We start from the raw sequence: 12,841 nt of genomic DNA, 5'->3' as shown, positions 1-12,841 counted from the left end.
AGGTGGGTTTGCGCAGCGCGTACTCACGAAACACGCCGGTCTCATACGCCACCCGCGACACCTCATCGGCGGCGTCGTTGCACGCGCGCAGAGTCGACCACAACGCCGCCGCCTGCTCGGCGGTCGGCAGCAGCTTCACCTGCACGACGAGCTTCACCCGACCGACCGCACCGAACGCGTGTTCGAGACGGTTGCCGGGGTTCGGGCACGCTCACCTCCCAGCGTCCGCACCTTTCCGCGGAGCGCATTCCTCCCGGCCGTGAACGGCCGGGGTTCTGCGATGACCAGCTGAAACAAACTCTTGACACGGAAGGGTGGCGTATCCCACCTTGTGTTAACTAACTAGGTCGTACATAGGAGTACGCCGTGACCACTTCGATGGCCCGCAAGACTGCGCTGGCAGCCTGGATCGGCAGCGCCCTCGAGTACTACGACTTCTTCATCTACGGCACAGCCGCCGCACTGGTCTTCAACAAGGTCTTCTTCCCCGCGGCCGATCCGGCGACGGGGACCCTGCTCGCACTCGCCACGTTCGGCGTGGGCTATCTCGCGAGGCCGTTGGGCGCGTTCGTGCTGGGACACGTCGGCGATCGCTTCGGCCGCAAGAAGGTTCTTGTCTTCACACTGCTGCTGATGGGCGTGGCGACCTTCGCCGTCGGCTGCCTGCCCACCTACGCCACAGCCGGCGTCCTCGCACCGGTCCTGCTCGTTGTTCTCCGCCTGCTGCAAGGACTTTCCGCGTCTGGCGAGCAGGCGGGCGCGAACTCGATGTCACTGGAGCACGCCCCGGAACACCGCCGGGCGTACTTCACCAGCTTCACCCTCAGCGGCACGCAGGCAGGGCAGATCCTCGCCACGGCGATCTTCCTGCCCGTGGCCGCACTCCCCCAGGAGGACCTGCTGACGTGGGGCTGGCGAGTGCCGTTCTGGTGCAGTGCGATCGTCGTGGTCGTCGGCCTCGTCATTCGCCGCAAGATCGACGAGACCGCGGAGTTCAAGCGCACCAAGGTGGCCAAACTGCCTGTCGCGACGTTGTTCCGGACGCACTGGGCCGACGTCCTGAGGGTCGTCGTCGCGGCCACCATCGCCTCGGTCAGCACGATCTTCACCGTCTACGCCCTGAGCTACGCGGTGAACACGATCGGACTGGCACGCACTTCCATGCTGTGGGTCGGAGTCCTCGCCAACGTCGTCGCCCTGGCCGCGATCCCGTTGCTGGCAAGGCTTTCCGACAAGATCGGCCGCAAACCCGTGTTCCTCGCCGGCTGCGGGGCATGTGCGATCCTGATCTTCCCGTACCTGTGGTCGATCTCCATCGGCGCGTACGGCCTGGTGTTCGCCCTCGGCATCCTGCTGTTCGGCGTTGCCTACTCCGCGATCAACGGCATTTGGCCGTCGCTGTACGGCGAGATGTTCAGCACCGAAGTCAGGCTTTCCGGCATGGCGATCGGCACGCAGATCGGGTTCGCCATCGCGGGCCTCGCCCCGAGCGTGGTGTCGGCGATCGGCTCCGGCCGCGACGGCTGGTTCGGTGTCGCGATCTTCACCGCGGCGGTGTGCGCGCTGAGCGCGGGGGCGATCGCCACAGGGCGAGAGACGTTCACGCGTCCGACGGCGGAGCTCGGGCGTCTGGCGCAGGAGACACGTGTCCCTGCTGCGGCTCGTACCTGAAACAGGACCTGTCCATCAGGCGGGCTTCAGGGGCACGTCCTTCACCGCCAGCGCGTTCGGGCCGCCGGGCTCACCGACCCCGAACACGACGGTGAACGTGACCGTCACGGACGTCGCCGACGGCTCGAGCGGCTCACCGAAGACGACCGTGCCGGTCCTGGACTGGTCAGGCGGAACGTCCGTGTTCCACTTGCTGCGGAACGGTTCTCCTTCCGCGGTGACGGTCCCGCTGGTCAGTTGCGAGTACCCGAACACCGGCAGGTTCACCGTCCGCTCGTAGCCGTTCGTCACCGTCATCGTGACCTTGGTGAAGTGAGAGGTCACCTCGACGCGGTCCACGGACAGGGTCAGCCGGCCCGCGGTCACCGACCGCGGCTCGGCCAGCCTGTTCACACCGGTCTCGTTGCCGGTGACCCAGCCGTAGGCATATCGGCGCCCGGTACCAGCACGGCAACGATGACGAGGCAGACCGCGAACCCGATGAGGGCCGCACGCCCTTTCGACGGACCGGACGTGCGTTGGCGAGTCCCGGGAGGAGGCGGCGACTGCCCGGCACTCATGGCGGCGAGCACGGACAGCACGATCGTGAGCAGGCCGACCGCCGCCCAGAGCACCACGTTGTCGGGCACGGAGGTCGCGAAGTTCACCGCGACCGCGACCGCGGTTCCCACGACCGGGGTCAGCACCGCGACCACGGTCGATCTGAGTGCCGGATTCCCGCCAGCCATGCCCGAACACGGTAGTTGCAGTCCAAACAGCTGCAAATGCACCAACTGGTTGGTTCACGACATGCCCGCTCGCCTGGACCGCACCACTACGCGACAACTACGCCCTCACGCCGCCTGAGGTAGTGCCCCGCCACGGTGACGGTGGCGGCCAGGAACACGACCTGCATCAGCGTGCGCGGTACCAGTTGGTCGTCCCACGGCACCGGGCCGCTGAGCGCCTTGTGCACGTTCGCCGGGAACATCACCACCAGCATCGCGGTCAGTCCCAGCGCCGACCAGCCCGCGGTCCGCGACCACAGCAGTGCCGCCGCGCCGAGCAGTTCCAGCACACCGGTCGCGGTGACCAGCAGGCCCGGTGCCGGCAGGAGCGGCGGCACCATCGCGATCAGCTCCTCGCGCAGGCCGATGAAGTGCGCTCCCCCGGTCAGCACGAACATCACCGCGAGCCCGCCGCGCAACGCGACCGGTAGCGGCTTCAAGCGTCGTATCCCCAGCGCCCCTGCGAGCAGCAACAGCGACGTGACAACGACCAACGCGATCAGCGGAACCATCTCCGCACCCCCTGACTTGTCACCGACAAGATTGCAGGGTGTCATTACATCTTGTCAACGGTAAGATGGGCTGGTGCCTCCCTACCACCACGGCGACCTGCGCCGCGCCGTCCTCGCTGCCGCCGTGGACGCGATCACCGAGCACGGGCCCGCCGGGGTCAGCCTCCGCGACCTGGCGCGCCGGGTCGGTGTCTCGCACGCGGGGCCCGTCCACCACTTCAAGGACAAGGCCGGCCTGCTCACGGCGCTGGCCGCCGAGGGCTTCGCGCTCCTGGCCGACGCGCTCAACGCCACCCGCGAGCAGACGAACTCGTTCGTCGAGCTGGGCGTGGCCTACGTGCGGTTCGCCGTGCGGCATCGCGCGCACTTCGAGGTGATGTTCCGGCCGGACCTGCACCACACCGACGACCCGGCGCTGACCGAGGCGAGGGAACGGGCCGGCGCGGCGCTGGCGGGCGGGGTCGAGGCGCTCGGCGAGCAGCGGACCGGAGATCGGCGGACGGCGGGTGTAGCGGCGTGGTCGATCGTGCACGGGTTCGCGACCTTGTGGAACACCGGGAACCTGGCCCCAGGTGATGATCCGGAGGAGCTGGCACACCGGGTGGCGGCGATGTTGTTCGGCGACGACCAGCCGGTCTTGCGAGCGTCGCCCGAGCTTCAACAAACCTGACAGGTCAGGCAAAGCAGCCGCACAGGTCACCTGTCAGCGCCATGTCAGCGCCGACTCCTACTTTGTCGACGCGGGTCGCACCCGCCGACCATGAAACTGGGAGTCCGATGATTCGCTTGGCCAGAACGGTTCTCGTTGGTGTCGCGGGCGTCGCGCTCGCCGCCGCGATCACCCCGCCCGCCGCCGCGGCGACCTACTACAACCTGGTGAACCACAAGAGCGGCAAGTGCATGTCCGTCGCGGGCGGTGGTAGCACCGCCAATGGCGCCAAGATCGTGCAGTGGACGTGCAACGACAAGGGCGAGCAGCTCTGGTATCGGGTCGGCGACCAGCTCAAGAACCGCAAGAGCGGCAAGTGTCTTTCGGTGTCCGGCGGCGGCAGCTCCGACAACGGCGCCGAGCTCGTCCAGTGGAGCTGCAACGGCGCGTTCGAGCAGAAGTGGAACCCGTCGGACGGCCTGCTGATCAACCACAAGAACGGCAAGGTCGCGTCGGTTGCCGGCGGTGGCAGCACCGCCAACGGGGCCAAGATCGTGCAGTGGACCGCGACCGGCCGTGCGGAGCAGGGCTGGACGTTCGACGCCCGCGTCATCGACGCCTGATCTCCCGACGATTCGGGGCTTTCGTCAGGCTCTTCTCAAGGTCAAGAGGATCGCCGTCGGTTCGCCATCGCAGAGTGTCCACTTGGGACAGAAGTGGAGAACCACGAACAGATCGACGGAAGGTTCTTCAACCCTGTCCGTCAGAACGAGGCAATCCCAGAGAGGGATCACATGAGATCAACGCTCATCGCGGTGGCGGTGGCCGTCGGATTGGTGACCACCACTACAACGGCCACAGCCGCCGTGAATCCGGAGCCACCGGCGGTCATCGAGACATCGACCGATGAGTACCAGCACTTTTTCGTTCACAACGGAAAGGTGATCCAGCGAGCCAAGTCGAGCACGGGTGCCTATCGCGACACCGTGGTGGCGGGATCGACCGCTTTCGCGCAACTGCCGGTGGCCGTCGTCAGCCACCCCAGCGGTCGCGTATCACTCGCCGCAGTCAAAAGCGGCCGGGTTTACTTCACCAGCAAGGAATCCGCCGCTGGCCCTTGGAAGGCGTTCCAGGTGCTGGGCGGGGACATGCCCTCAGGCGTCACCATGGTCTCGTACAACCAGAACGACGCCGTCGGGATCTACGGAGTGTCCGGGGGACAACTGTGGTACCGCGGGCAGGTCACCTTCGGCGGCGAGTTCTCCCCGTGGGAGAACCTCGGTGGCAGCGAACTGAGCGGCCGTCCGACGCTCACTCGCGCGAACGCGATCATCCGAGGCGCCCAGCTGACGGTACGCCAGGGCGTCGGCGCGGCCGTGTACCAGCACTACGCGGACAACACGCCGAACAACAGGTTCATCAACCGGGGCGGCTCGATCGCGGGCAACCACCTGGTGAGTGCGCGGGATCCGCGGCGGGGCACCCGGCTGTTCGCCACGACCCCGGACGGCCAGGTCATGACCAACGGCTTCGGGAACCTCGAGTGGGCTTCCCTGAACAACCCGAAGACCAACCTGCCGCCGGCCGCCGCGTTCGACGAAGTACGGGAAGGCTCGGACGTCGTGATCCGTGCCGCTGACGGGTACCTGTACCGCAGCAGGCAGGTCGGCTCGACCGACGAGTTCTCGCCCTGGGTGCGGGTCGGCGAGACTCGCTACGGCAGCGGCGCCACGATCGGAAAGTTCTGGAACGGGACTGCGGGAATCTTCTTCACGGACCAGCTCGGTGCGACTCATCTGTGTGGCCTCGACGCGCTGGGCAATGACACGGGCTGTCGAAAGCTGAGCTGACGTGGGCGCGGCGCAACCTTGACCGAGGTCGGCACGAACACGAGAGCCGGGACGGGGTTCGCAACCCGTCCCGGCTCTCGCACATCAAGCTGTCCCCAGGCGACGTCCCGTCAACACGGCCCTTCACGGTCCGAAGTGGACATATGGTGCCCACACGAGCGGCTCGTCGGCAGCGGATCGCCGCAGCTCCTCGATCGACTCGTGCAGAGCCTGTGCCGCGCCGGCAGACCGAGGCCTCCCGGTCGTGCTCAGCCGACGGTAGAACCCGTCCGTCACGCCAGGAGCCTCGAAGTCCTCGATGCTCCACAGCGTCGCGACGACGTGCGGGTAGCCCAGCAGCTGGGTGGTCGCCGCCAGATGCAGTGCCTCGTCGACGAGCCGGGTGGTGCCGGTCGCCGTGTTGCAGGCCGACAGGAACGCGAGCTCCACACCGGTTGGCGACACCGCGCTGAGATCGGACATGGTGACCGGACCGTCCCAGACGTGGAACGCGCTCTGCGCCGGGTCGTCGTTGTCCTGCTCGCCGTGACATGCCCAATGCACCCATGAGCAGCTGCCGAGCGAAACGAGGACCTCCTCGCGGGTCGCGTCCTCGCCGACCAGCTGCCTGCCGTTCGGGAAGTGGTGTCTGAGGTGGGTCAGCTCCCTGCGCACAGCGGGCAACGAGGTCATTCCGGGGGTCTCGGGCAACCCGACGGCGAGCTGACGGGCAGGTTCGTCGCGGAAGTCGCGTTCCGCGGCCCGGCAGCGGAGCAAGGCGCTCAGCGTCGGGGTGTAGGACGACACCGCTCTGGCCGACACGGTCACGTCGGCGGCGCCGTCCTCTCCGTAGCGACCGGCGGCGTGCAGCGGCAGCACCGCCATCGATCCGGTGGCACACCACCAGATCCTCGGATTTTCGGCCAGTGCCCTGGCGACCGACGGATGGTCGAGGACATGACTGACCGTGCTCGTCCACAACCACGTGAGGATCTTCAACAACAACGGGTTGCGGTCTTCAGGAGGCACGACCACGTCGGGACGGCGGCCGAGGATCGCGAAGAGAAGGTCGGCGTGTTCCGCCGCTGCCACCGCGGTGAGGTCGTCCAGCGCGATGGCCTCGGCGTGGTCCGCCGAGGCTTGGACGACGAGCGCATGGCAGCCCAGGACACTCACGTTCACGATGACGGCAGGCCCGGTCGCCGCCGAGCGCAGGCGCGAGTACGGCACGGGCTCGCCGAAGTGCTCGAAGCCGTCGATCTGCCGCACCTGACGGACGGCCTCGTCCCACTTCCTCGCGAGCTGCCAGCGGTCGACGGTCGCCCGGCTGTCCCCCGGGGTGTTGATCTCCTCGCGGACGGACTCCAGTGTCCGGGCGAGCTCGGGTGCGATTGCCGCCACAGCGCTGAGGTCCGACCGGAAGCGCAGCGCCTGGTTCCACAGCACGGACCGGCCCTGTTCGAGCAGCTCCACCGCCTCGTCCGGGCGTCCGGCCAGCACCGCTGCCGCCGCGCGTCGGCGGCCAGTCCGCGGTAGCGCATCAGTTGCCGTGTGCGGGTTTCCGCGTCCAGGCCGTGCCAGGTCACGAGCGGAAGCAGGCCGACGGCGACGGCCAGTCCGAGTGCCGTCTGCTCGACGTCTCCCAGCCGGTGCGCGAGCGCGGCCCAGCCCCTGGCCGCGTCCACCCGCACCCTGGGCTCCGCGACCAGAAGACCGGCCGCCTCACGGAAGACTTCCAGCGCCTCGTGTGGAGCGGGCCGGTCGCCGAGGAGCAGGGCGTCGCCGAGCGCCCTGAGCACGACTGCCAGGCGGGCAGTTCCTTGCAGAGATGCTCTCGCCTGCTGGAACGCGTCGATGGCATCGGACAGGTCGCTTTGCAGGCCAACGCGTTCGTACCGGTCGCGCAGCGCGTTGCCGAGGTTCGCCAGCACGGATGCCCGAACCGGCTCGTCGGGATGCCTGCCGAAGCAGTCGAGCGCCTGGCGAAAAGCTCCGATCGCCTCGGAGAGGTCGTTGCCGTCCTCTGTCACGGCGAACCGCTTGCGCATGGCGATGCCGAGGTTCACCAGCGAGCTCGCACGAGTCGGATCGCCGGCTCCGGTGGCGGTCACGGCCTCTCTGCTGAGCCGAATCGACTCCTCCAGGTCCGCGCGGTCGCTTCTCACCTCGTAGATCCGCATCAACACGTTGCCGAGGTTGTGCGCGGCGCCGGCGAACAGGGGGTGGCCACGCGAGAACCCGGCCAGCGCGGCTTTGTGCGCACCGACCGCCGCTTCCAGGTCGACGAGCTGGTCGCTCCACTCGTGTCGCGCCTGGTACGCGTTGCCCAGCGCTGACTGGGCACCCGCACTCGCCGGACTCAGCCGCACCGCGCGCCGACCGGCCTCGACCGCGGCGTCGAGGTCATCCGGCGCGCTGGTGCGTTCGAAGCGGGTTCGCAGGCTCTGACAGAGGTTCGTGACCGCGACGACCAGGTCAGGATGTCCTGGAGCAAGCAGGTTCTCGGCTCGCCGCGCGGACTCGACGGCTTCGTCGAGGATCCCGGTGTCGTCGTCGATCTCCGCCAGCTCACACAGCACCACCGACAGGTTGGACAGTGCATAACCGCGTTGGTGTGGACCTGACGAACGATCGGCGGCGGTGCGGAGATCGTGCACGGCGGCACGAAGATCCGCGCGATCACCGGTCACGAGGAACCGTTGCCGGAAGGCGAGAGCGAGGTTGATCCGCGCGATCGGGCCGACCTGCTCGGGTACCGACTCCAGCAGGCGGATCGCCTCGTCGAGGTCGGTCTCGACACCCCCGTGCTGATGTCGGTGGTACAGCGCGACACCGAGATCCGACCGGACCCTCGCATGGTCGGCGCTCCGCTCGTCGAGCAACGTCAGCTGCTCGCGGTAGAGACCGATGGTGCGGTGCAGGTCCTCGCGTCGCTCATCGTGCTGGAAGCGCTCGTGGAGCGCACCGGCCAGCGCGCCCAGCGCGTGCAGGCGAGCCGGATGTCCAGGCAGTGCGGCGTCGAACGCGATCTCGGCGACGTCCACGATCGCGTCGAGGTCGTCGGGCCGAGGATCCTGGTCCCGGCGCATGTTCAGCGCGAGAACGAGGTTCGCCGCGACACCGGCCCGTTCCGGGTCCTGCGGGTCGTAGCGGTCCAGCGCCCGCTCCAGCAGGCCGATGGCCTCCTCGAGATCGGTTCGCGTCTCCCTCCGCAGCAGCTTCGCACCGAGATTGGCGAGGTGGCGGGGCCGGTCTCCACTGGCCGCGATCCGCGACGACGCGATCGCCCGGTCGAGGTCCTCCTGCCGACCATCCGCCTCGTAGCGCACCATCAGTGCGTTGGCGAGGCTTGTGTGGACGGACAGGTGGTGGGGGTGCCCCGGTGAGGTGGCCTCGACCGCCTTGCTCGACAACGCGATCGCGGCGTCCAGATCAGTGCCGTCGTGCGTGTTCTCGAAGCGCACGCGGTAGGTGTTGGCGAGGTTTGCGAGCCAGGCGGTCACACCGTGGTCCCCGGCGGGGCCCTCGTCAACGGCCCGTTTCCCGGCTGCCACCGCCTCATCGAGGTCCTCCAGACGCCGATGGCGCAGGTACCGGTGCCGCAACGAGACCCCCAGCTTGGAGAACAGCTCGGCGACCAGCGCAGGGTCCTCATCGGCGCCGGGCACCGCGGCACGCAGGGTCTCCACCGCCGCGTCGAGCACCGCTCCCCTGCCAGTCGCCTTGTACTCGTCGAGGAGCGCGCCTCCCCGTACCAGTGCCTCTGCGAAGGCGATGTCCGCGGACGGACGTGCCACGTGCGCCTGCAGACGGCCGTCGAGGAGCTGGTTCGCTTCCTCCACCAACGCGTGCTCACCGGTCACCCGGTACTTCGCGAACAGCGCCATGCCGAGTGCCTCAGCCGTGTCGTCGGTGCGACCGAGGGACTCGTGTGCCTTGCGCAGCAACGAAATGGCGCGATCGAGATCGTCGGGACCGGCGAGATCCTCGTGCTTGGTCGCGAGGAGCACCAGACACCTGCCGAGCGCGAGCACGGTCTGCGGGGCGGGTTCGGGAGGCGCGGACAACGCTCTGTCCAGCCACCGCACGGCTTCCTGGAGATCTTCCGGTGCTCCGATCATCGGGTACCTGGCGAGGTACGCCTGCCCGATCGCGTTCCGCCGCGGAGCCTCGTTGCCGGACGAGGTGGGCTGGTCCTCGACGGCGTGGAGGTGTCTCAGCGCGAGGTCGAGATCAGCGGGGTTGTTGTCGAGGCGCGCCCGCACGACGAGCGCCAGTCCGAGGTTGCACATGGCGGCACTGACGGCGTGCTGGTCTCCGTGTGTCACGGCGAGCGACACCGCTTCGTTCGCCATGTCCACCGCGGCGTCCAGCTGTGCCCGGTCTCCCGTCATCTCGACGAGCTGCCTGCGCACGTCGGCCAGGCTGCCCAGGGCGCGCATCCTGACCTCTGAGCCCGGCGGTGCGAGGTCAACCGCGTTGGACAACGTCGTGGCCGCGTCTCGCATGTCGTCCGGCCGCAGGGTGAGCTCGGCTCGGATCGTCAGCGCCACACCGAGATGCACCAGAACTTCGGGATCCTGCTGAGGCAACACCCGCACGGCCTGCTCCAGCAGACCGACCGCGTGGTCCGCGTCCGCCGGGTCACGCAGCCGGCGCGTGCGTTGCGACACCGCGTTTCCCAGTGCCAGCAACACCTGATGACGTTCGCCCGGCTCCGTCACCTGCTGTGCGGCCTCCGCGATCAGGCGGATGGCAGGCAGGTCGTCGTCGATCGCACCGCGGCGGAACCGCTCCAGTTCGGCACTTCCCAGCGTCCCGACCAGGTAGGGCCGGGACGGGTCGCCCGGCAAGGCGCTCGCCAGCGCCGCTCTGGCAGCCTCCGCGGCCGTCTCCAGCGCTGCCACCGACTCCCGGTCCACCCCGGCCCTGAGCAGAAAGCGGCACAGGGTGCGGGTTCTCCCCGTGTGTTGCGGACTGCCCAGCGGTGTCGCCGCGACCACCGCCTGCAGCGTCTCGATGGCGGCGTCGAGGTCCTCGGGCTCTCCATGGCGTTCGTACCGCTGTCCGAGCAGCTTGCCGATCATCGCCTGGGCCATGACGGCTGCCTGCACGGGAACGCTGATCGTCGACAGCACCGCCACGGCTTTCTCGGCGTCCGCGTTCTGGTCTCGCCATTCCCACCGCAGCGCGTAGGCACGACCGGTCGGCATCGCCAGCGTCGCCTCACCGGCTTCGTAGATCGTGCTCAGCCACGCGATCGCCTGGTCCAGAACGTCCCGGTCCCCTGTTTGTTCCGCGGCGACGAGGAGCCGGACGCCTTCCGGCAGGTCAGTGGGAATCGAGCGCACGGTCCGTCCTCCGTCGGCGTTGCACGAGCAGGGCGATGGCGGTGGCGGCCAGGAAGGTGCCGGCGGTGATCACGGCCGTGGTCGTCGCCGGCATCGCCGAACTTCGCACCAACACGGTGATCCACGTCGTCACGCCCCAGGCGGCGACCGCGACGGTGAGGCCGAACGACATCGAGACCGCTCGCGGCAGCCATCGGCCGGATCTGCCTGCCATGGCGACCTGCAGCGCCACCAGTGCCGACCACAGCGCGAACGCCCCGAGCAAGCAGATCACGGCAGGCATCACCGGGCGGGGTAGCGCGACGCTGTACTGGAACGACTGCACGGCAGCCAGGATCATCAGCACCGCACCGACGGCCGCGGCCTGCAGGAGAGCGAACCGCTGGGCGCGTGCGCTGCGGGCTTCCGAGGCTCTGGAGGTGTGGCGCGCGACCGCGGGCGCCACGATCGCGGCCACGTCACGGGCGGTGTCGCGGCTGATCTCGACGTAGGTGATGTCGTTGTCCAGGCGCGCGGCCAGCCAGGTGGCGACCTCGCGGTCGTCGCTGAACAGGCCGGGCCTGCCCTCGGTGGTGATCTCGGGGGCGGTGGCGGCGAGGTTCGCGGTCGCCACCTGGACGGTTCGGGACATCGTGCGCAGCGCGCCCAGCACCTCGGTCGCGGCCGCCACGTCCTGTTCCAGGAGAACGCAGTCGCGCAGCACGTCGTCGACCGCGGAGCCCGCGGTGTCGAGCCGGCGCAACGTCGCCCGCAGCTCGGAGGTGGCGTCCCGCATGGCTTCGCGCCGCGCCTTGACGTCGGTTCGGCCGCGCAGCACGCGGAGCTCGTAGCGCACGACGGCCGCGTGCAGGAGGTAGTTGGCCAGAGGTGGCAATGCGGCGCCGCCGTCCGACCACGTCCATGCGCTCAGCTCGGCGTCGTGACCGTCCGGTGCGAGCACCACCAGACGGCGCTCGAGCCGGTCGTCTCCTGAAGTCGGCTCCCACACGCCGAGGCCGGTGGACGTGACCGTGCCTCTGCGCTCCCACCTGCCCGTCCAGTCACCCGGCACTGCCTCCCGCACGGCCGCCGGTGCCTCGACGCCGATCTCCGGTGCCCCCGCCGCGAACGACAGCAGGCCCACGTAGACGCGAACAACGCCGATCACACCGGGCGGTGGTTCGCCTGCTACGCGGGTCCACGTCTCGTCCAGCTCGCGCCAGCAAGGAGCGGAAGACCTCGGCGGTGCCAGCACGACGCTCAGGCAGACCAGGTCGCGAACGCGGCGCACCACTGCTTGATGAACACCGTCACCGGGCCGGCTGCGAGCGGCGAGCAATCCCGGAGAGCTGGAATCAACGGGAATTTCAGTTCCGGCCAGTCCTGGAACTCCCGCGGTCATTCCCCACTCATTGCCGCATTTCTCCCACACCTGCCGCAGGTAGGCCTGGGCTTGCTGAGCCAGAGGCCCCTCGGCGGGGACCGCGATGTGTGCGACGAACTCAGCCCCGCTGAGCGTTGGACTCACGCGGCCCGCTCCATTCCTCCGCTCCGAGGGTGTGCACGAGGTCGGAGATCTGGTCCCGAACGCCGTCCGGCGGACCCGAGAGCTCCAGGTCAGCGCCGATCGGGATGGCGCGGGAACCGAGCCGCCGCAGCTTCTTGGCCGCTCCTCGCCAGGCGCCGGAGTCCTTCGCGGTCCACGCGGCGGACAGGTCGGCGACCGCGGCCGAGACCGAGTGCCAGCCCTCTCCCGACAAAGTCAGTCCCAATACATCCGACAACAGGTTCGCGACAATCTGCCGATCGGGTACTTCACTCTCCCGGAAAGAATCGTCCACCTTCAGAACACTACTGCGATCGCCGGCGGGCGACGGGGAAATCCACCCGAAACAGCGACTGACCACGGTGAGGCAAGCGTCGGGAAAGCGCCAGGCAAGCGCCGAACCACATCCTTCTCGTGTCGATAGCACTCACGATCAACAGAGGGGGAACGATGAGGACTTCCGTCCAGAAGGCCGCGTTCGCGCTGCCGCTCGTCGCGGCAGCTCTGCTCGGCGTCGGCGGGGCGGCCGTGGCGGCG

The 12,841-nt window shown here is 68.7% G+C and carries 11 protein-coding genes; 4 read left to right on the top strand and 7 right to left on the bottom strand.

The window, feature by feature from the left end; genetic code table 11:
• Positions 1-366 precede the first annotated feature (366 nt).
• Entirely contained in the window at positions 367-1,671 is a 1,305-nt protein-coding gene (locus FXN61_RS39960; protein WP_312878361.1) for an MFS transporter, read from the top strand.
• 15 nt (positions 1,672-1,686) lie between these two features.
• On the opposite strand, the gene FXN61_RS39955 is transcribed toward FXN61_RS39960, so the two are convergent.
• The 3 genes from FXN61_RS39955 to FXN61_RS39945 all read right to left on the bottom strand — a co-directional run bounded on the left by FXN61_RS39955 (position 1,687) and on the right by FXN61_RS39945 (position 2,950).
• Positions 1,687-2,064: a hypothetical protein gene (locus FXN61_RS39955; RefSeq protein ID WP_167979087.1), complete on the bottom strand. Its 378-nt coding sequence runs from the start codon at positions 2,062-2,064 to the stop codon at positions 1,687-1,689.
• The gene (locus FXN61_RS39950) at positions 2,061-2,399 is read right to left on the bottom strand and encodes a hypothetical protein (RefSeq protein ID WP_167979086.1); all 339 of its coding nucleotides are present in this window, start codon (positions 2,397-2,399) and stop codon (positions 2,061-2,063) included. Before FXN61_RS39950 ends, FXN61_RS39955 begins: the two co-directional genes overlap by 4 nt.
• An 86-nt stretch (positions 2,400-2,485) precedes the next feature.
• Positions 2,486-2,950: a DoxX-related protein gene (locus FXN61_RS39945; RefSeq protein WP_167979085.1), complete on the bottom strand. Its 465-nt coding sequence runs from the start codon at positions 2,948-2,950 to the stop codon at positions 2,486-2,488.
• Positions 2,951-3,023: 73 nt separating this feature from the next.
• On the opposite strand from FXN61_RS39945, the gene FXN61_RS39940 reads away from it, so the two are divergent.
• The 3 genes from FXN61_RS39940 (at position 3,024) to FXN61_RS39930 (ending at position 5,449) form a co-directional block, all read left to right on the top strand.
• Positions 3,024-3,620, top strand: a complete 597-nt coding sequence (locus FXN61_RS39940) for a TetR/AcrR family transcriptional regulator (RefSeq protein ID WP_167979084.1) — start codon at positions 3,024-3,026, stop codon at positions 3,618-3,620.
• Between the two features lie 116 nt (positions 3,621-3,736).
• On the top strand, positions 3,737-4,222 hold the full coding sequence (locus tag FXN61_RS39935) for an RICIN domain-containing protein (protein ID WP_167979083.1): 486 nt from the start codon (positions 3,737-3,739) through the stop codon (positions 4,220-4,222).
• 171 nt (positions 4,223-4,393) lie between these two features.
• Positions 4,394-5,449, top strand: a complete 1,056-nt coding sequence (locus FXN61_RS39930; RefSeq protein WP_167979082.1) for a PLL family lectin — start codon at positions 4,394-4,396, stop codon at positions 5,447-5,449.
• Positions 5,450-5,572: 123 nt separating this feature from the next.
• Here FXN61_RS39930 and FXN61_RS39925 read toward each other — a convergent pair whose 3' ends face one another.
• From FXN61_RS39925 to FXN61_RS39910, 4 genes are read right to left on the bottom strand one after another with little or no spacing between them, the layout of a single operon-like run.
• A complete protein-coding gene (locus tag FXN61_RS39925) occupies positions 5,573-6,697 on the bottom strand; it encodes a CHAT domain-containing protein (protein WP_167979081.1) in 1,125 nt (374 codons plus the stop codon).
• On the bottom strand, positions 6,607-10,779 hold the full coding sequence (locus FXN61_RS55940) for a tetratricopeptide repeat protein (protein WP_167979080.1): 4,173 nt from the start codon (positions 10,777-10,779) through the stop codon (positions 6,607-6,609). The genes FXN61_RS39925 and FXN61_RS55940 overlap by 91 nt, the downstream gene beginning before the upstream one ends.
• Positions 10,760-12,286: a CATRA conflict system CASPASE/TPR repeat-associated protein gene (locus FXN61_RS39915; RefSeq protein WP_167979079.1), complete on the bottom strand. Its 1,527-nt coding sequence runs from the start codon at positions 12,284-12,286 to the stop codon at positions 10,760-10,762. The genes FXN61_RS55940 and FXN61_RS39915 overlap by 20 nt, the downstream gene beginning before the upstream one ends.
• Positions 12,261-12,599, bottom strand: a complete 339-nt coding sequence (locus tag FXN61_RS39910) for a CATRA system-associated protein (RefSeq protein WP_167979078.1) — start codon at positions 12,597-12,599, stop codon at positions 12,261-12,263. Before FXN61_RS39910 ends, FXN61_RS39915 begins: the two co-directional genes overlap by 26 nt.
• Positions 12,600-12,841: the final 242 nt, after the last annotated feature.

This window comes from Lentzea indica, from assembly GCF_012184385.1.
Lineage (GTDB): Bacteria > Actinomycetota > Actinomycetes > Mycobacteriales > Pseudonocardiaceae > Lentzea > Lentzea indica.
This window is presented reverse-complemented; position numbering and strand designations above follow the sequence as displayed.

Bases quoted from the DNA above. Each gene is read 5' to 3' on its own strand.
- FXN61_RS39950 (WP_167979086.1), bottom strand. From the start codon at position 2,399: ATGGCTGGCGGGAATCCGGCACTCAGATCGACCGTGGTCGCGGTGCTG.
- FXN61_RS39930 (WP_167979082.1), top strand. From the start codon at position 4,394: ATGAGATCAACGCTCATCGCGGTGGCGGTGGCCGTCGGATTGGTGACC.
- FXN61_RS39945 (WP_167979085.1), bottom strand. From the start codon at position 2,950: ATGGTTCCGCTGATCGCGTTGGTCGTTGTCACGTCGCTGTTGCTGCTC.